Source organism: Pseudoduganella flava (genome assembly GCF_007830495.1).
GTDB lineage: Bacteria > Pseudomonadota > Gammaproteobacteria > Burkholderiales > Burkholderiaceae_D > Rugamonas > Rugamonas flava.
The window spans coordinates 114,863-133,170 of sequence record NZ_VLKW01000012.1; the positions used below are offsets into that span (position 1 = coordinate 114,863).

Annotated in this window: 16 protein-coding genes; 8 read left to right on the top strand and 8 right to left on the bottom strand. The window is 64.5% G+C overall.

Annotated features, from left to right (window positions below; translation table 11 throughout):
• Window positions 1–52: 52 nt before the first annotated feature.
• Window positions 53–460, bottom strand: a complete 408-nt coding sequence (locus IP92_RS25050; RefSeq protein WP_145880436.1) for a hypothetical protein — start codon at window positions 458–460, stop codon at window positions 53–55.
• A 284-nt stretch (window positions 461–744) separates the two neighbouring features.
• Window positions 745–1,788 (bottom strand): MBL fold metallo-hydrolase, encoded by a 1,044-nt coding sequence (locus IP92_RS25055; RefSeq protein WP_145880439.1) that lies wholly within the window; start codon window positions 1,786–1,788, stop codon window positions 745–747.
• Between the two features lie 53 nt (window positions 1,789–1,841).
• On the opposite strand from IP92_RS25055, the gene IP92_RS25060 reads away from it, so the two are divergent.
• The 7 genes from IP92_RS25060 to IP92_RS25090 all read left to right on the top strand — a co-directional run bounded on the left by IP92_RS25060 (window position 1,842) and on the right by IP92_RS25090 (window position 9,408).
• Window positions 1,842–2,246: a MerR family transcriptional regulator gene (locus tag IP92_RS25060; protein ID WP_145880441.1), complete on the top strand. Its 405-nt coding sequence runs from the start codon at window positions 1,842–1,844 to the stop codon at window positions 2,244–2,246.
• A 100-nt stretch (window positions 2,247–2,346) separates the two neighbouring features.
• Window positions 2,347–3,531 (top strand): isovaleryl-CoA dehydrogenase, encoded by a 1,185-nt coding sequence (locus IP92_RS25065; RefSeq protein ID WP_145880442.1) that lies wholly within the window; start codon window positions 2,347–2,349, stop codon window positions 3,529–3,531.
• 152 nt (window positions 3,532–3,683) lie between these two features.
• The gene (gene aceK / locus IP92_RS25070) at window positions 3,684–5,495 is read left to right on the top strand and encodes a bifunctional isocitrate dehydrogenase kinase/phosphatase (protein ID WP_145880444.1); all 1,812 of its coding nucleotides are present in this window, start codon (window positions 3,684–3,686) and stop codon (window positions 5,493–5,495) included.
• The gene (locus IP92_RS25075) at window positions 5,488–6,687 is read left to right on the top strand and encodes an acetyl-CoA C-acetyltransferase (RefSeq protein ID WP_145880446.1); all 1,200 of its coding nucleotides are present in this window, start codon (window positions 5,488–5,490) and stop codon (window positions 6,685–6,687) included. The genes aceK and IP92_RS25075 overlap by 8 nt, the downstream gene beginning before the upstream one ends.
• A complete protein-coding gene (locus IP92_RS25080; RefSeq protein ID WP_145880448.1) occupies window positions 6,687–7,355 on the top strand; it encodes an SDR family oxidoreductase in 669 nt (222 codons plus the stop codon). Before IP92_RS25075 ends, IP92_RS25080 begins: the two co-directional genes overlap by 1 nt.
• A gap of 147 nt (window positions 7,356–7,502) precedes the next feature.
• Window positions 7,503–8,630: an acyl-CoA dehydrogenase family protein gene (locus tag IP92_RS25085; RefSeq protein WP_145880449.1), complete on the top strand. Its 1,128-nt coding sequence runs from the start codon at window positions 7,503–7,505 to the stop codon at window positions 8,628–8,630.
• A gap of 94 nt (window positions 8,631–8,724) precedes the next feature.
• Window positions 8,725–9,408 (top strand): response regulator, encoded by a 684-nt coding sequence (locus IP92_RS25090; RefSeq protein WP_145880451.1) that lies wholly within the window; start codon window positions 8,725–8,727, stop codon window positions 9,406–9,408.
• 61 nt (window positions 9,409–9,469) lie between these two features.
• On the opposite strand, the gene IP92_RS25095 is transcribed toward IP92_RS25090, so the two are convergent.
• Complete coding sequence (locus IP92_RS25095) at window positions 9,470–10,123, bottom strand: hypothetical protein (RefSeq protein WP_229418962.1); 654 nt, start codon at window positions 10,121–10,123, stop codon at window positions 9,470–9,472.
• 74 nt (window positions 10,124–10,197) lie between these two features.
• Window positions 10,198–11,118, bottom strand: coding sequence for a MipA/OmpV family protein (locus IP92_RS25100; protein WP_145880453.1), 921 nt, complete (start codon window positions 11,116–11,118; stop codon window positions 10,198–10,200).
• Between the two features lie 352 nt (window positions 11,119–11,470).
• Between IP92_RS25100 and IP92_RS25105 the strand changes: the two genes are divergently transcribed.
• Window positions 11,471–12,787: an ATP-binding protein gene (locus tag IP92_RS25105; protein ID WP_145880455.1), complete on the top strand. Its 1,317-nt coding sequence runs from the start codon at window positions 11,471–11,473 to the stop codon at window positions 12,785–12,787.
• Here IP92_RS25105 and IP92_RS25110 read toward each other — a convergent pair.
• The 4 genes from IP92_RS25110 to IP92_RS25125 form a co-directional block, all read right to left on the bottom strand.
• Window positions 12,768–13,682 (bottom strand): YihY/virulence factor BrkB family protein, encoded by a 915-nt coding sequence (locus tag IP92_RS25110; RefSeq protein WP_145880457.1) that lies wholly within the window; start codon window positions 13,680–13,682, stop codon window positions 12,768–12,770. The genes IP92_RS25105 and IP92_RS25110 overlap by 20 nt on opposite strands.
• A 211-nt stretch (window positions 13,683–13,893) precedes the next feature.
• A complete protein-coding gene (locus tag IP92_RS25115) occupies window positions 13,894–14,355 on the bottom strand; it encodes a helix-turn-helix domain-containing protein (RefSeq protein ID WP_199271777.1) in 462 nt (153 codons plus the stop codon).
• A gap of 115 nt (window positions 14,356–14,470) precedes the next feature.
• Window positions 14,471–15,439, bottom strand: a complete 969-nt coding sequence (locus IP92_RS25120) for a S66 peptidase family protein (protein ID WP_145880459.1) — start codon at window positions 15,437–15,439, stop codon at window positions 14,471–14,473.
• Window positions 15,440–15,539: 100 nt separating this feature from the next.
• A complete protein-coding gene (locus IP92_RS25125; protein ID WP_145880461.1) occupies window positions 15,540–18,296 on the bottom strand; it encodes a TonB-dependent receptor in 2,757 nt (918 codons plus the stop codon).
• Window positions 18,297–18,308 lie beyond the last annotated feature (12 nt).

The window sequence follows — 18,308 nt, forward strand, 5'->3', positions numbered from 1 at the left end:
AAGATGAGCTTGCCTCAAGCCCACCAGTTTCCCCGAATCGTCACATCGACGATTATTTTTGGTAATTCACCCGTACCAGCATGCGGATGAATTCGCGCGCGATCTGGCGGTGATGCTCGTCCAGGCGCTGCAGGTCGGCGATCAGTTTGACGTCCGCCGACTCGAACCGCGACAGGCCATTCGCCCCTTCGCCGGACGGTGCCGCCGCTTCCGGGCCGCCAAAGCGCAACCACTCCGCCGGCACGCCCAGCCACTGGGCGATCATCCGCAGCTTCTCTTGCGTGGGGATGGCCTCGCCGACCAGCCATTTGCGTGCCGCGTGCACCGTGATCGGACGCCCCTCGAACCGGATGTTGAATTCCCGCGCCAGCCGCGTTGGGCTGTCTGGAGAATAGTGGGCATTTTTTAAAGCCTGCTGGAGTCGCTGGCTAAAGCTTTCGCGTTCATTCGAAGAATTCATAGTTGCACTATTTCATGTCACGACATGAATGTCAGTCTCAAGCGTGCTCAGACCGATTGTGACAAATTGGGTAGGTCAAAATTAACATTTTAACCTCCAATCAATCACTCCCGCCAGCCTAAAACTGTCTTTTTTCATGCATCTTTAAGACACTGCAACCGGGTGAATCCTTGCTGCAGCGGACACATGTGTTGTAATTCATGCAACAACAGGGACGGCAAGAACCAGGGGGTGGTACCAACGTGCCCCTTGCTCTGTGCGTCCCAGTGGTTACCGCTACTTGGTCATCGAGCGGTACGAAAACGTATGATGCCGTCATTGCCGGTTTCCCGGCGCACGATACCGTCGCGCCACAATTTGTGCAGATGAGCGAGCGCCTCACCCAGCGCAAAGCTGAGCATGTGGGCGTCGAGCGGCCGGCGGAACATCAGCGGCACGATGTCGGCGGCCGAACGCGGTTCCGCGCAGGCGGCGACGACTTCGTCGAGCCGCGCGGCGTGGTGTTCGCGCAACTGGCCGATGCGGATGTGCAGGCCGCGGAACGGCTTGCCGTGGGCGGGCAGGACGAGCACGTCGTCCGGCAAGTCCGCGTAGCGCTCGAGCGAATCGAGGTATTGCTGCAACGGGTTGCCTTCCGGCTCGACCGCGAACACTGACACATTGGTGGAAATGCGCGGCAACACCATGTCGCCGGAAATCAGCACGTTGCGTGCCGCGCAGTACAGCGCCGCATGTTCCGGCGAATGACCGAACCCCGCGATCACGCGCCAGTCGTGGCCGCCGATGGCGACCAGCTGGCCATCCTGCAAGCGGTGGTAGGCCTGGGGGACGGACGGCACCAGGGTCGGGTAGTAGTTCTTGCGGCTGGCCATCTTGTCCAGCATGTCCGGGTCGACAAGACCGTGGCGCTGGAAGTGCGGCAACGCAGCCGTGCCGTCGACACCGGGCAGCGCGGCCGCCATCATCCGCGCGAAACCGAACTCGCCTGCCGTCATCGCCAGCGGCGCCTGCCAGCGTCTGCACAACCAGTCCGCCAGGCCGACGTGGTCCGGGTGGCAGTGCGTGACGAGCACGCGGCACAACGGCTTGCCGTGGAAATGCTGCGCCATCACCTGCTCCCAGGCTGCCCGGCTCTCATCGGTGCCCGCGCCGCAGTCGACCACCGTGTAGCCCTCGCCGTCGTCCAGCAGCCACAGGTTGATGTGGTCGAGCGCGAACGGCAGCGGCAGGCGCAGCCAGCGCAGGCCCGGGGTGACGTCCACCACGTCGCCCGGCAGCGGCACGGTGTCGCCGAACGGGTAGTGAAGTTGGGATTCGAGCGGGTTCATCGTGCGCTACAATGTGGTTGACGTTACGTAAACGGAAGTGTTCATTGTAAGCCATGCCGACCTATACCATCACCGAACTGGCACGCGAGTTCGACATCACCCCACGCGCCATCCGCTTTTATGAAGACCAGGGCATCCTGGCGCCGTCGCGCGAGGGCGCGGGCGGGCGCAACCGGGTGTACACGCCGCGCGACCGCACCCGCCTGAAACTGACGCTGCGCGGCAAGCGCCTGGGCCTGTCGCTGTCCGAGATCAAGAGCCTCGTGGACATGTACGAGTCGCCGAAGGACACCGAGGCGCAGATGCACCGCTTCCTGTCGGTGCTCGCGCAGCATCGCGAAACGCTGGAACAGCAGCGCGAGGACATCGAGATGTCGCTGTCGGAGATCGCCGCCCACGAAGAGGAATGCAAGCGGCTGCTGGCTGCGCTGGCCGAGCGGCCGGCGTCCGCGGCCTGACCGCGGCAGGGCCACAAGGCCCTTGCCTGGACCGCGCTTTACGTTTACGTTAACGTAATCCGGCACCATTACCCATAATTCACGAGAAGACGAGGAAGACATGCTGCATCTCCCAGGCCTGACCTTTGACCACGGCGAGGACATCGCCGCGCTGCGCGAAGCCGTCCAGCAATTCGCCGCGGCGGAAATCGCCCCGCGGGCGGCCGAGATCGACCGTACCGACCAGTTCCCGATGGACCTGTGGCGCAAGATGGGTGAACTGGGCGTGCTGGGCATCACCGTCGGCGAGGAATACGGCGGTGCCAACCTGGGCTACTTGGCCCATATCGTCGCGATGGAAGAGATTTCGCGGGCGTCGGCATCGGTGGGCCTGTCGTACGGGGCGCACTCGAACCTGTGCGTCAACCAGATCAAGCGCAACGGCACCGACGAGCAAAAGCGCAAATACCTGCCGAAGCTGATCTCGGGCGAACACGTGGGCGCGCTGGCGATGTCGGAACCGAACGCGGGCTCTGACGTCGTCAGCATGAAGCTGCGCGCCGACCTGAAGGGCGACCGCTACGTGCTGAACGGCACCAAGATGTGGATCACGAACGGCCCGGATGCGGATACGCTCGTCGTCTACGCGAAGACGGACATCGAAGCGGGACCGCGCGGCATGACGGCATTCCTGATCGAGAAAGGCTTCAAGGGCTTTTCGATCGCGCAGAAGCTGGACAAGCTGGGCATGCGCGGCTCCCACACGGGCGAACTCGTGTTCGAGGATTGCGAGGTGCCGGTGGAAAACGTGCTGGGCGGCGTGGGCAAGGGCGTCAACGTGCTGATGTCCGGCCTGGACTTCGAACGCACCGTGCTGTCCGGCGGCCCGCTGGGCATCATGCAGGCGTGCATGGACGTCGTCGTCCCGTACATCCACGACCGCAAGCAGTTCGGCCAGCCGATCGGCGAATTCCAGCTGATGCAAGGCAAGCTGGCTGACATGTACTCGACGATGATGGCCTGCAAGGCCTACGTGTATGCCGTCGGCCAGGCGTGCGACCGCGCCACTTCGCCCGAGCAGGTGCGCGCGCTGCGCAAGGACGCGGCCGGCGCGATCCTGTACAGCGCCGAGAAGGCGACGTGGATGGCCGGCGAGGCGATCCAGGCGCTGGGCGGCAACGGCTACATCAACGAATACCCGGTCGGCCGGCTGTGGCGCGACGCGAAGCTCTACGAAATCGGCGCGGGTACCAGCGAGATCCGCCGGATGCTGATCGGGCGTGAACTGTTTGCGGAAACGGCGTAACCTGAGGAGATAACGGCCGAGGCCGTGTCCTTTTTCCTAGCATCTGGGGTCAGACCCGGACAGGACACAAGCTCGGCGGTATTACGGCAGGGTTCGTGTCCTGCTGGGGTTGACCCCAGAGGGACACAAGCTCAGCCATTGTGGCCAAATCCATGACCCAGCCCGCCTTCCCGAAACTGCTGTCCTCGCAGATCGCGTTCGATATCGCGCGCACGATCCTCGACGGCTTCGACAAGCATTACCGGCTGTTCCGCCAGGCCAGCCAGGATGCCAAGCGCTACTTCGAGCGGGGCGAGTGGGCCGTGGCGCAGGCGGCGGCGCGCGAGCGGATCGGCTTTTACGACCGCCGCGTGCAGGAGTGCGTGCACCAGCTGGAGGACGAATACGCTCCCGACGACCTGTCCGACGCCGTCTGGCGCGAGCTGAAGCTCCATTACATCGGCATGCTGGCGGGGCACAAGCGGCCGGAACTGGCGGAGACGTTCTTCAACTCCGTCTGCTGCAACATCCTGCACCGCAGCTATTTCCACAACGAGTTCATCTTCGTGCGCCCCGTCGTCTCCACCGAATACATCGAGACGGAGGAGCTGGCGCCCACTTACCGCGTCTACTATCCCGCGGTGGACGGCATGACGTTCACGCTGCGGCGGATCGTCACGAACTTCCAGCTGGACGCCAAGTTCGCCAACCTCAGCCGCGACGTGGCCCTGGTCGAGCAGCGGCTTGCGCCCTTCTTCGGCGATCTGGCGCCGAACGCGCAATTCCAGATCCTGTCGAGCCTCTTCTTCCGTAACAAGGGCGCTTACATTGTCGGCAAGGCGATCAACGGCGAGCAGGAGTTGGCATTCGTCGTGCCGATCCTGCACAACCGCCACGGCCAGCTCGTGCTCGACACCGTGCTGACGGAACGCGAGCAGGTCGAGATCCTGTTCTCGTTCACGCGCGCCTACTTCATGGTGGATATGGAAGTGCCGTCCGCCTACGTGCAGTTCCTGCGCTCCATCCTGCCGCGCAAGCCGCGCAGCGAGCTGTACACGGTGCTGGGCCTGCAGAAACAGGGCAAGACGGCGTTCTACCGCGATTACCTGCAACACTTGAAACACTCGTCCGACCTGTTCGAGATTGCGCCAGGCATCCGCGGGCTCGTGATGCTGGTGTTCACGCTGCCGTCGTTCCCCTACGTGTTCAAGGTGATCAAGGATTTTTTCCCGCCGCCGAAGGACACGACGCGCGCGCAGGTCAAGGAAAAATACCTGCTCGTGAAGCTGCACGACCGCGTCGGCCGGATGGCGGACACGCTGGAATACTCGAACGTCGCATTTCCCCGGGCGCGTTTCTCGGAAGAGCTGGTGGCCGAGCTGAAGCAGCACGCGCCGTCGCTCGTCGAGGAGGATGGCGAGCAGATTATCGTCAAGCACCTGTACATCGAGCGCCGGATGACGCCGCTGAACCTGTGGCTGATGCAGGCGGAACAGGCCGGCGACGATGCGGCACTCGAGCATGGCATCGTCGAGTACGGCAACGCGATCCGCGACCTGGTCGCTGCCAATATCTTCCCCGGCGACATGCTGTACAAGAACTTCGGCGTCACGCGCAACCGCCGCGTCGTGTTCTACGACTACGACGAGATCGAGTACGTGACGGACTGCCAGTTCCGCGTGATCCCGCCGGCCCGCAACGAGGAGGACGAGATGTCGTCCGAACCGTGGTACCCCGTCGGCAAGCACGACGTTTTCCCCGAACAGTTCGGTCAGTTCCTGCTGGGTAATCCAAAGATCCGCCGGCACTTCATGCACCACCACGGCGAGCTGTTGACGGCCGCCTGGTGGCAGGAACACAAGCAGCGCATACTGGATGGCTTCATCGAGGACGTGTTCCCCTATCCCCAAGCCATCCGCTTTTGTCATCAAACCGTGGCGCCCGCAGCGGCGCCGCCCTCACTGGAGACTATTGAAAATGAATGATCCTATCGTAATCGTCGGCGCCGCCCGTACCCCGATGGGCGCCTTCCAGGGCGACTTTTCCAGCCTGTCCGCGAACGACCTCGGCGCCGTCGCGATCAAGGCCGCCGTCGAGCGGGCCGGCATCCAGCCGGAGCTCGTCGAACACGTCTACTTCGGCAACTGCCTGATGGCCGGCCAGGGCCAAGCCCCGGCGCGCCAGGCATTGCTGAAAGCGGGCCTGCCGACGTCGACCGGCGCCGTCACGTTGTCGAAGATGTGCGGCTCGGCGATGCAGGCGGCGATCTTCGCGCACGACCAGCTGGTGGCGGGCAGCGCGGACGTCGTCATCGCCGGCGGCATGGAGTCGATGACCAACGCCCCTTACCTGATTCCGAAGGCGCGCGGCGGCTACCGCATCGGCCACGGCATGATGTTCGACCACATGATGCTGGACGGCCTCGAGGATGCCTACAGCAAGGATGAAAAGTCCGGCGGCGGCCGCTCGATGGGCACGTTCGCGGAAGAATGCGCGACGAAGTACAGCTTCACGCGCGAGCAGCAGGATGCCTTCGCGATCGAGTCCGTCAAGCGCGCCCAGGCGGCATCGAACGGCGGCAAGTTCGCGTGGGAGATCGCACCGGTCACCGTGTCCGGCCGCGGCGGCGACGTCGTCATCGACAAGGACGAAGGCCCGCAAAAGGCCAAGCTGGACAAGATCCCGGCGCTGAAGCCCGCGTTCAAGAAGGACGGCACGATCACGGCCGCGTCGTCGTCGTCGATCAACGACGGTGCCGCCGCGCTGGTGATGATGCGCGAATCGACGGCGAAGAAACTGGGCGCGCCGATCATTGCGAAGATGGTGGGCCACGCGACCAATGCGCTGGCCCCGAACGAATTCACGACGGCGCCCGTCGGCGCAATCAGGAAGCTGCTGGACAAGAACGGCTGGAAGGCATCGGACGTGGACCTGTTCGAGATTAACGAAGCGTTCGCGGCGGTGCCGATGGCGGCGATGCACGAGCTGGACATCCCGCACGCGAAGGTGAACGTGCATGGCGGCGCCTGCGCGCTGGGCCACCCGATCGGCGCATCCGGCGCGCGTATCATCGTCACGCTGCTGGGCGCGCTGAAGGACCGCGGCGCCAAGCGCGGCGTCGCTGCGCTGTGCATCGGCGGCGGCGAAGCGACGGCCGTTGGCATCGAGCTGGTGTAATGGCGGCGGCCCTGATCATCGGCGCCTCGCGGGGCATCGGCCATGAGCTGGTTCGGCAATACCTGCGGGACGGCTGGCGCGTGATCGCCACCGCCCGCCAGCAGGCCGATTGCGACGCGCTGGCCGCCCTCGGGGCCGAGGTGCACGTGCTGGACGTGAACAACGTCGAGGCCGTGGCGGGCCTCGGCTGGAAACTGGATGGCGAGCACCTGGACGTGGCGATCCTGAACGCGGGCGTGTACGGCCCGCGCCATGACGGGTTCCCGGTCCAGGCGGACTTCGACAACGTGATGCACACGAACGTGCTGTCGGCGATGCGGCTGCTGCCGATCGTCGCACCGCTGGTCGCCGCCGCACGGGGCAAGCTGGCCGTGATGTCTTCGCGCATGGGCTCGCTTAGCGAACGCCACAGTGCGATCGGCTCGCTGTACCGCGCCAGCAAGGCGGCGCTGAACTCGGTGCTGGTGGACACGGCGCTGACGTTCGGCCACCAGGGCGCCACCTGTGTCGCGCTGCATCCGGGCTGGGTGCGCACGGACATGGGTGGCGGCAGCGCCGACCTGATGCCGGCCGACAGCGCCGCCGGCATCCGCGCCACGCTGGCCGCGCTGCCACCATCCGACAAGGCCGTGTTCGTCAACTACGACGGCACGCCGATCGGTTGGTGATCCCACTACAGCCGAGCCCGTGTCCACCGTGGGGTCAACCCCGTTTTTGGACACGATCTCAGCTGCAGCATTGCTGAACTCGTGTCCGATTTCGGGGTTGACCCCAAGGTGGACACGGGCTGAACAACAGAGAGAACGAGAGAGACAATGGTACTGAGCGAAGAACATCAGATGATCCGCGATGCGCTGCGCACGTTTGCGCAGGAACGGCTGGCGCCGCAGGCGGCGAAGTGGGATCGGGAACATCACTTCCCGAAGGACGAGCTGCGCGAGCTGGCGGCGCTGGGTGCCTTTGGCGTCGCTGTGCCGGAGGAGTTCGGCGGCGCCGGGCTCGACTATGTGTCGCTCGCGCTCGTGCTGGAAGAGATCGCGGCGGGCGACGGCGGCACGTCGACGGTCATCTCGGTCAACAACTGCCCCGTCTGCAGCATCGCGATGATGTACGCCAACGCGCGCCAGAAGGAGCAGTGGCTGAAGCCTTTGGCCAGCGGCGCGATGCTGGGCGCGTTCTGCCTGACCGAACCGCATACAGGCAGCGATGCGGCGGCACTGCGCACGACCGCCACCCGCGACGGCGACCATTACGTGATCAACGGCGTCAAGCAATTCATCACGTCCGGCAAGTACGCCGACGTGGCGATCGTCATGGCCGTGACCGACAAGGCGGCCGGCAAGAAAGGCATCAGCGCGTTCTGGGTGCCGACCACGACGCCCGGCTACGTCGTTGCCGGCCTGGAGCAGAAGATGGGCCAGCACTCGTCGGACACCGCGCAGATTGTGTTCGACAATTGCCGCATTCCGGCCCAAAATCTGATCGGTGAGGAGGGTATGGGCTACAAGATTGCACTGTCCGGGCTGGAAGGCGGACGCATCGGCATCGCATCGCAATCGGTCGGCATGGCACGCGCCGCTTTCGAGGCTGCGCTCGCTTATGCGAAAGATCGTGAGACATTCGGACAACCAATCTTCCAGCACCAGTCGGTACAATTCAAACTCTCCGAGATGGCAACCCAGATCGAAGCGGCGCGCCAGTTGATCCTGCACGCGGCATCGATGAAGGACGCCGGCCTGCCCTGCCTGAAGGAGGCGGCAATGGCCAAGCTGTTCGCGTCCGAGATGGCCGAGCGCGTTTGCTCCGATGCGATCCAGGTGCACGGTGGCTATGGCTACGTGTCCGATTTCCCGGTCGAACGGATCTACCGCGACGTGCGCGTCTGCCAGATCTACGAGGGAACGTCGGACATCCAGAAGCTGCTGATCGCCCGGGCCTTGTGACATGTCACGAAACTGTATGGTTTTGTACTCGCCACGTGCCAAATGATCTATTTTTGCCATTGCTCTTATACAATAGACAGCAAGGAGATTTGCTATGTATCGAGTGATGCTGGTGGAAGACGATACCCGGCTGGCCGATCTGGTCACCGAGTATCTGGCGGGCTATGAGTTCAAGGTGGACGTGGTCGGCCGCGGCGACGAGGCCGTGGCGCGCTTCAAGGCGAACCCTCCCGACATCGTGGTGCTGGACCTGATGTTGCCCGGCCTCGACGGCATGCTCGTGTGCCGCCAGTTGCGCGACATCACGAAGGTGCCGATCCTGATCATGACAGCGCGCGAAGATTCCTACGACGAAGTGTCGCTGCTGGAACAAGGCGCGGACGATTTCATCAACAAGCCCGTACAGCCGCGCGTGTTGCTGGCGCGCCTGCGGGCGCTGCTGCGCCGGGCGCAAGGCAAGCCGGCGAACGACATGCTGACGTTCGGCTCACTGTCGATCGCGACGAGCGACCGCACCGTCACGTGGCGCGGCGAACCTTGTGTACTGAGTAATACCGAATACAAGCTGCTGCTGGTGCTGGCGGAATCGGCCGGTACCGTGCTGTCGCGCGATGCGCTGTTGAAGAAGATGCGCGGCATCGAGTTCGACGGCCTGGACCGCAGCATCGACAACAGCATCTCGAAGCTGCGCCGCAAGTTCGACGATACGGAATCGGAAAAGATCAAGACGGTATGGGGCGAAGGGTACCTGTTCTCGCCCTCCGCCTGGAGCGCTTGAATCGGCTTGGTTTGGCTTAGTTCGGCTTGGTTCGGTTGAATTCAGTGACGACGCGACCCGCTCACTCGATGACGGGTGCGATCGCGACCGGCGCGTTCTGGCTGATTACCTGCACCCGCTCCGGCCACTCGGCGAAGCGGTACACCATGATCCGAAAGCCCGTGTTCGCGTCGCCGTCGAACGCGGCGCCTTCGGTGGCCGGCAAGGTCACTTCCCGCAGCGGCTCGCGGATGCGCACCGCTGCGTCGCTTTTCGGCATGAACGCGAAGCGCACGCCCGCGCAAAACCGGCCGTTATAGGCCGCATCCGTATACCGCAGGTACTGCAACGCCTGGTCGCACGCGGCGCGCAGGTCGGCGCTCTCGTACACGCCATCCACACGGGGAATGATCGACAGCCGCGGCTGGAACGTAAACTGGCTGATCTTGCGGTTCAGCACCAGCATCGCGTTCTCGTCATACGCGGCCTTCAACAACGGGAACGTGGTGCGCCCGGTCGGGTCCAACGGCAGGTTCAACTGCGTCGTGCGGCCCGACAACGTCAGCCGCAATCCGTCCAGCGACTGCCCGGGTTCCTTCGGCGCCACCTGGTAGTGGTTCTGCAAAAAATTCTTGGCCTTGCCGTATTTCGCGAACGTGACCATCGCCCGGTAGGCTTCCCGGTAGCTGACCCATCCCCCTTCCTGGGCCTGCCCCGGCGCCTGGACCTGTGCCACGCAACCATCCGCGCCCGCGCACAAGGCGAGGACGAGAGGCAAACGCGCGGCAAAGGAGCGGATCGTGGCCATCGTCAGAAGCGGTAAGCCAGCGCCGTCGTAACGGAAAGATTGGTCGGCCGCTCCACGAGCGGGCTTTTCCTTGCATCACCGACGAGCCGGTTCGCCTGCACGCCGGACGTGATCATCCACGCCGGCGACAGCCCCCAATTCCAGCGCGCGCCGACCCGTACATCCGCAATACCGCCATCCGGCGCGTACTCCGGGTTGATGCGGTGGAAGTCGGCTTCCTCGCGCGTCACGCCGAAATAGGCCATGTTGTACGCGCGGTTCACGACGGTAACACCGGCCGCCAGCGACAGCGTGTGATGCGGCGCAATCTCCTGCGCGATGTGCTGCAGCGCCACGTACATGCGCAGGCCGCGGCGGTCATTGCCCGCGCCGTACAGCGTCGTCGTCGTCAGCCGCAGCTTCGGCGTCAGGTAAAAGTTCGCGAAGCCGCCGTACACGAGACGCGGTTCGATATTCGTCATGCCGTCCAGGCGGTTCACCGGCGCGTCCGGCGGTGAGCCGCCATCGTCCTTCGGTTCGCCAATGTCGACGGGCCCGGTGTCCACCGGCGGCGGCAACCACGTTGCCGGTCCGCCCGGGTCCCCGGAAGCTTCGCTCACGGAGCCCAGCCGGTACATCCTCGTGCCGGACGCATCCCGCCCCGCGTTCAGCGCGATCATCGGACCGTATTCGACGCGCGGCGAGCTCGACAGATGCATGCCGGCGCTCAGTCCGGAAACAAACACGCCGTTGCTCCATTCGATCTGGAGCATCGGCAGCGCCGTCGTGCGACGCTCGCGTGCGCCTTCGTAGCGCGCTGTGTACTGCGCGCCCAGTCCAACGTACATGTCGCGGCTGCCGTCAGGCATGGGGTTCGTGGAGGGCGTTTGCGCATGGGCCGCGCCACACATGCCCGCCAGGGCAAGCACGAGTAACTTGTACATGTTTGCATTCTGGAGATCGAATGCCTCCCATTTTATATTGCTTGCCACGCAATCGTTGAACTACGTCAAGAAACGCTGTCGCCCTGCATCAGCCGCATCGGGAGCATTCACCACACTCGCCCGCGCAGCTGCGCTGGGGGCACCATGATCGCTTTGCTGCGCCAAGGGCTGCGAGCGAAGACGGCACGGATAGCGTGGATCGCGGATTCGGATAGGCGCATCGCTAGCTCCTGGAAACAAGAGTTGCCATGTTAGACAGCGCGATTCCCGCAGTCCTCCGACACATGTCTGCTTTTTGTCATAAATTTGTCTGAACAGGTTTTGTCGGCATTGATTCTTATACAATGGCAACATGAACCGCCTGTTTTTCCGCCTCGTCATCCTGGTGATGCTGTCGATCAGCGTGGCGGCCTTCATCGTGTACTTCACCATCAACAGGCTGTTCGGCGACCCGCTGGAAAACATCGCCCGCAACCAGGCTGCCGCGCAGATTTTCCTGCTCGAACAATACGTGGACCAGGCCCCCGCCGACGGCTGGCTCGACCGGCTGAACAAGGTGCGCGAAGTGTCCGACGTGCGGTTCGACCTGATCCCGATTTCGGTGGCGCGGCAGCAGCTCTCGCGCAGCGATCGCGAGGCGTTCGACCGCGGCGAGGTGGTGATCGACATCGCCAATAAATCGCTGCTGCGCCGCGTCGACCTGACCGGAGATAAATACATCGGCAGCGACGAGGAAGCGATCCACGCGCAAAACCTGCCGATCGACATCAAGGTGGCGCTGCAAATGGAAGCGCTGCGCTATCTGATCGTCGCGCTGGCGCTCCTGATCCCGATCGGCGTGTGGTCGCGGTCACACTGGCACGGCCTGCAGGTGCTGATGCGCGTCGCGGACAAGTTCGGCGCCGGGCAACTGAAGGTGCGGGTCCAGATGAAGCCGGGCGACAGCATCTATCCGCTGGCCGAACGCATCAATCACATGGCGGACCGTATCGAAACGCTGCTGGAATCGCAGCGCGGCCTGCTGCATTCGGTGTCGCACGAGATCCGCACGCCGATCGCCCGCCTCGAATTCGCGTTCGAGCTGCTGCACGACATGGCGACGGGCGGCGCAGGCGACACGCTGCTGCAAAAGCGTATCGGCAGCATGCAGGACGACCTGACGGAGCTGAAGTCGCTCGTCAACGAACTGCTCGGCATGGCGCGGCTGGACAGCGACCAGCCGCTGCGTTACGAAACGTTCGACCTGACCGAGGCGCTGCGCAGCTGCGCGAACTCGCTGCCGCCGGCGGCCGTGTCGCTGGACGTGTCGGTACCGGACGGCATGGGCACCTATTACGGCGATTGCCGCCTGCTGATGCGTGCCACCGGCAACCTGCTGCGCAATGCGCAGAAATATGGAAACAGCAAGGTCGCCCTGTCGGCCGCCCGCAAGCTGGGCGCCGTGTCGATCACCGTCGACGACGACGGTCCCGGCATTCCGGAAGAAGAGCGCGAGAAGGTATTCGAGCCGTTCTACCGGCTCGACCGCTCGCGCGACCGCGGCACCGGCGGCTTCGGCCTGGGCCTGTCGATCGCCGCCAAGGCCGTCTCGCTGCATGGCGGCTCGCTGAAGATCGACACGTCGCCATTGGGTGGCGCGCGCTTCACGATCACCTTGCCTCCCGCGTAGGGGTCGTCAGCGGCGGTGTCGAAGCCGGCTCGCCATGCACCACCTTCTCGTACTCGGCGATGACCTGGGCACCGAACAGCAGCAAGGTCGCGCCGATCTCCAGGCTGAACATGACGACGATCGCCGTCGTCATCGAACCGTACACGACGTTCACTTGCGACAATGTGGAGAAATACCACACAAGTACGTGCCGCGCGACTTCCCATAACACTGTCGCGGTGACGCCGCCGATCAGCGCGTGCTGCCAGCTCAGGCGCCCCACCGGCATCACCATGTAGATCGACGACAGCAACAGCACCTCGCCCGACAGCCCCAGCATGTACAGCAACGCGCCGGACAGCCCCTGCAGCGACCAGTCGATACCGAACAGCCGCACGCTTTCGGCGCCGATCACCTGCAGGCTGCCGGCCACCAGGGTCACGACCAGCGCGCCGATGCCCAGGCACAGGATGTAGCAATACGGCAGCACGGCCGAGATCAGGTAGTGACGCCGGCGGATCGCGACGCGATGGATGAAGATCACGCACATCGCGTTTTCCAGCACGGTGAACGCGAGCGAGCTGAAGAACAGCATCGTCAGCACGAGGAACCAGCCGACGAGGTCGCGATGCTCCAGGAAATGGGCGACCTCGGCAACGATCGCGCGCGACTGCCCCGGCACCAGCCACTCGAGGTAGTGCCCGATCGTCTCCAGCAACTCGGCCGGGTCGATGACGTGCGACAGGGCGACCACGACCAGCATCAGCAGCGGCACGATCGACAGCAGCGAGTAATACGCCACAGCACCCGCGAGCAGCAGGCCCTGGTTCGCGCGAAAGCCCTTCAGGCATTGCAGCGCGAATCGCAGCGGATGGCCGAGCACGATCGTGACGGCCTTACGGTTCAGTATCGGCATGGAGGAATTGTACCGAGGCATGCCTGCGGCTGACGCTCGGCTGGAACTAGATCAGCGCCAGGGCGTCGCGCAGTGCCGCGCACGTTTGCGGCAGGCCTGCTGCTCGTATGTCGCGATCAGGTCAACGGCGGTTTTCGGCGGATTGCGCGCAACGGCGCTGGATACAGGACACACGCGTCGAGCACGACGGTGTACCGGGCATACCCGGCCATCAGTACCCCAGGTCGAGCTCTTGTGCTTGATCGGCCAGTTCCTGCAATGCCGTGCGCGAGGCTTGGCGCCGCGCCTCCTTGTAGGCGACCACGTCCTCGAAGCGGATGCGGCGATGGGTGCCCACCTTATGATGGGGAATCTTGCCTTCCTCGAGCAGGCGCACGACGTGGGGCCGCGACACGTTCAAGAATGTTGCCGCTTCCTGCGTCGTCACTTCCAGCTCTTCCGGCATGATCGTGATCGTTTTGCCTTGCGCCAGCGAGCCCAGCATGTCGGCAAACAGGCGCAACACCTTCGGCGGCAGCTTGAGCAACGGGGCGGACGCGACGCCTGCGCCTTCCGGCACCAGTGCGATCTGCACGGCATGCGAGTGATCCAGTGCGCTGACGATGCAACGCTGCGCTACCTTTGCGAGCTCGACGTCTTCCTGGTTTTCCAAACGGTCGATTGCGTTGGACATCGGATCCTCCATGAAGGGCATATGAACAAATCATACGAATCATACGAAACAAACGAAATAAACGCAAGCAAACAAGCAAGCAAGCAGGTAAGCAACCTAGCAAACAACGAGCCGCCTAGCGTACCGCCGGCTCCAGCAACGTTACCGTCTGCCGCTCCGTATCGATCCGTGCGCGGATGCCCATCGGCAAGGTGAACTGGTGGCGGATGTGGCCGAACGACCAGCCCGTCACGGCCGGGATGGTCAGCGGGCGCAGGTGCTGGTCCGTCGTTTCGTCCAGCGTCAGCGACGGGCCGTCGTCCGCCGGGCCGCAGCCTTCAAAGATGCCCAGCATGATGCCGGCTGCGGAGCGGAACGGCTGGTTCAGGTTCAGGTTCAGCTGCATCATCATTCGGTCGACGCGGTACGGTTCCTCGTTGACCTCTTCCAGGAACAGCAGTTTGTCGCGGATGTCGGCCGCGTACGGCGTGCCGGCCAACGCGCTGACCAGCGCCAGGTTGCCGCCCATCAGCGCGCCCGTCGCCGTGCCGGGCACGACGGTACGCAGCGCATAGTGCTCGCTGCCCGGCTCCATCGCGGCCTTACGGCTGTTTTCCAGCGCCATCGGGATCACGTACTCGTCCTCCGGCCGCATCAGCACGTTCAGCAGGTGCGTCGTCGAGTAATCGGACAACGTCGACATGCCGACGGGGCCGTGGAACGTGACGAGCCCGGCGTGGCGGTGGATCGCCAGGTGCAGCGCCGTGATGTCGGAATAGCCGACGAGGATCTTTGGATGCCGTCGGATCAGGGCGTAGTCGAGATGCGGCAGCAGCTGCATCGCGCCGGAGCCGCCGCGAATCGCCCAGATCGCCTTGACGTCCGGGTCCGTGAACATCGCGTGCAAGTCCTCGAGCCGGTGCTGCCAGGGGCCGGCGTAATTGCCGTACACCTCCGTCACGTGGCAGCCCAGCTTGACGGCAAAGCCCAGCGCCTCGGCATTGGCGACGGCCTTGTCGATCGCTGCCTGGCTGACCTGGCCGGCCGGCGTGACGAGGCCGATGGTGTCGCCGGGCAGCAGCCGCGGCGGTTTGATCAGTTGCATGGTGGGTGTGCGGGAAGGCGAGCGCGCCGCCGCGGGCAGGGCCGCGGCGGCGCCGAAGGCAGCGAGGAGGCGGCCGAAGCCGCGCCGATCGGTCACCCGGTCAGAAGAACTTGTACTTCAGGGTGAACGACAGCGCGCGACCGCGTGGATCGGCCACGCGCGGATCCCAGCCGGCGCCCACCACCTCGTCGACGTTGTGCGCCGTGAACGGCGGGTCTTCGTCGAACAGGTTCTGGATGCCGACGGTGATCGTCGTGTTCCGGAATCCCGTGTACGTGGCCGACAGGTCGTACTTCGTGTAATGGTGCACGCGCGGATCGAAGCCGGCCGGTGGCGTGCCCTTGCCGCCGTTCGGCACCTGGTCGTTGTAGCCGGACGCATAGCGTTGCAGCAGCAGCGCGCTCCAATTGCCGCGTGCGACCGTCAGGCTGGCCGTGTGCTTCCAGCGCAGGTACACGTCGCGCGTGTTGAACTGGCTGACCTGTTCCTTGTACGGCTGGCCTTCGAACTCGGCGAACTTGAAGCTGTCCATGTAGGTGCCGTCCAGCACGGCCGTGTACTTGTAGCCCTGGTACGCGTTGTCGTAGCGCAGGCCGACGTCGACGCCGCGCGTCTTCAGCCCGGCAGCATTGATCCAGCCGGCTTCCACGTGATCGATCACCTGGGTGTTCGGGTCGCGGATGATGTACTGCTGCAGGTACTGCCAGTTCTGCAGCACGATCTGCGGCGTGCGGTTCAGGATGCGGTCCTTGATGTTGATGGCCCACCAGTCCAGCGACGCGGAGAAGTTCTTGAACGGCTCGATCACGACACCCAGCGTGCCCTGCTTCGACGTTTCCGGCCGCAGGTTCGGGTTGCCGCCCGTGTTGTAGTCGAGGCGCGGGATCGCGCAGAAGTCCGGGTTGCCCGGGTGGGCCGCGCAGCCTTCCTGGTCGATCACGCCGTTCGGCAGTTCCTGCGACAGGCGGCCCGCGTACAGCTGCGCGAAGCTCGGCGCCAAGAAGCCCTTGCTGGCCGAGCCGCGGAACAGCAGCCACTCCTTCGGCTGGTAGCGGAACGCCACCTTCGGATTCGTCGTGGCGCCCACCAGGCTGTAGTTGTCGCGGCGGATCGCCAGCTGCACTTCCAGGTCCTTCAGCACCGGCACCAGCGCTTCGGCATACACGGCGCGTACGTATCGCGTTGCCTCGGCCAGGTTCGCGTTACCCGGCGCCAGCAGGATCTTCGTCGCATCGACGTCCTGCGCGAACCCGTACGTCTCCCTGCGCAGGTCGAAGCCCGCGGCCAGCGACAGCGCGCCGGCCGGCAGCTGCAACACTTCGCCGGAAATGGAGCCGTCCAGCTGCGTCATCGTCGTGCGGCCGTGCTGGAACGCGCCCATGTATTTGGTCGACGCGATCAGGTCCGTCGCCTGCTGCGTCTGCGACTGGCCCGGGCCCACCCAAGGATTGATGATGCCGCTGCCCAGCGCCGCATAGATCTTGTCAGTCCAGCCGTAGCCGTCGACGAGGTCCATGCGCGCCTTGCTGCCGGACTTCGACAGGCCCAGCTTGTAGTCGTACTTGCCGGCCAGCGTCCCTTCCAGTGCGACGAGGGCGCGGTAGTTATCGAGCGTGATGTCCTGCGTGCGGTTGCCGAACGGCGCCGCGCGCCACTTGTAGATGATCGGCTTGGTCTTGTCGTACGACGCGATGTACGGCGACAGGTCCTGGTAGTACGGCCCGTTGACGGGATACGCGTTGCCGTTCGCCAGGCTCGTCGAAATCTGCAGCGGGGTCAGCTCGGCCGTCGTCTTCGTGCGCGAGCCCAGCAGCTCGACGAACACGCGATGGTCGGCATTGATCTTGAACGTGCCGCGCGACACCCCGGTGGTGCGCTCGACGGGGAACGACATCACGTAGTCGCCGCCGTAGTCGTACGCGCACGAGTACCTGGTGCGCGTGATCGGCGTGACGTTCGTCCACAGCTCGCTCGCGTATTGCGACATGCCGGGGATCGAGTCGCACTTGCCTTGCAGGGAGAGCAGGCCCGCTTGCAGGTACGTTGTGCTGTCGCCCGGCATCTTGAAGCCGGTGCCCAGCGCCGTGCCGGCACCGGTGAGGATGTTCGCGTACGGCGTGCCGGTGGTGTCCGGCGACAGGCCGCGCGCCGGCTGGTAGCCGTTGGCGAAGTCGCGCTGGCTGGAGGCCAGCTTGTCGTTGACCTCGCGCGTCACGCTGGCCATCACGTTCCAGCCGTTCGTTTCCAGGTCGCCGTAGCCGCCCACCACCGAGTAGCGCCGCTCCATGCCGCCGCCCGCCTCGGTGCCGTTCAACGTCGTCGACGCTTCCAGGCCCTGGTAATCCGTCTTCAGGATGAAGTTGACGACGCCGCCGATCGCATCGGTGCCGTAGATCGCCGACGCGCCATCCTTCAGGATTTCGACGCGGGCGATCGCGGCCAGCGGGATCGAGTTCAGGTCGACGGCCTTGCCGCTGCCGCCGTTGTTGCCCAGCCGGCGGCCGTTCAGCAGCACCAGCGTGGCGTTCGGGCCCAGCCCGCGCAGCGATGCGAACGATGCGCCGCCAGACGTACGGTCGGCATCGGCGCCGAACACGTTGTTCCCGGAGGTCATATTGTCCGCGCCCGTGCCGTTGGCCGAGATCAGGCGCAGCAGCGCCTCGGCGTTCGTGACGCCGGCCTTCTGGATCGCGTCGGACGTGATCGTCTGCACCGGCAGCGCGCCTTCCTTGGCGACGCGCTTGATGCTCGACCCCGTGATTTCCACGCGCTGCATGGGTTGATCGGCCTGTTGTGCAACGGCCGGACCGACGACACCGATCAGCGCAATCATGTGCGCCAGCTGTTTAACCTTCACTAACCTCTCCCG

Coding starts and splice junctions, on each gene's coding strand:
- IP92_RS25110 (WP_145880457.1), bottom strand. CDS start 13,682: ATGCCGATACTGAACCGTAAGGCCGTCACGATCGTGCTCGGCCATCCG.
- IP92_RS25105 (WP_145880455.1), top strand. CDS start 11,471: ATGAACCGCCTGTTTTTCCGCCTCGTCATCCTGGTGATGCTGTCGATC.
- IP92_RS25055 (WP_145880439.1), bottom strand. CDS start 1,788: ATGAACCCGCTCGAATCCCAACTTCACTACCCGTTCGGCGACACCGTG.
- IP92_RS25085 (WP_145880449.1), top strand. CDS start 7,503: ATGGTACTGAGCGAAGAACATCAGATGATCCGCGATGCGCTGCGCACG.
- IP92_RS25075 (WP_145880446.1), top strand. CDS start 5,488: ATGAATGATCCTATCGTAATCGTCGGCGCCGCCCGTACCCCGATGGGC.
- IP92_RS25100 (WP_145880453.1), bottom strand. CDS start 11,118: ATGTACAAGTTACTCGTGCTTGCCCTGGCGGGCATGTGTGGCGCGGCC.
- IP92_RS25060 (WP_145880441.1), top strand. CDS start 1,842: ATGCCGACCTATACCATCACCGAACTGGCACGCGAGTTCGACATCACC.
- IP92_RS25115 (WP_199271777.1), bottom strand. CDS start 14,355: ATGTCCAACGCAATCGACCGTTTGGAAAACCAGGAAGACGTCGAGCTC.
- IP92_RS25120 (WP_145880459.1), bottom strand. CDS start 15,439: ATGCAACTGATCAAACCGCCGCGGCTGCTGCCCGGCGACACCATCGGC.
- aceK (WP_145880444.1), top strand. CDS start 3,684: ATGACCCAGCCCGCCTTCCCGAAACTGCTGTCCTCGCAGATCGCGTTC.
- IP92_RS25065 (WP_145880442.1), top strand. CDS start 2,347: ATGCTGCATCTCCCAGGCCTGACCTTTGACCACGGCGAGGACATCGCC.
- IP92_RS25090 (WP_145880451.1), top strand. CDS start 8,725: ATGTATCGAGTGATGCTGGTGGAAGACGATACCCGGCTGGCCGATCTG.
- IP92_RS25050 (WP_145880436.1), bottom strand. CDS start 460: ATGAATTCTTCGAATGAACGCGAAAGCTTTAGCCAGCGACTCCAGCAG.
- IP92_RS25080 (WP_145880448.1), top strand. CDS start 6,687: ATGGCGGCGGCCCTGATCATCGGCGCCTCGCGGGGCATCGGCCATGAG.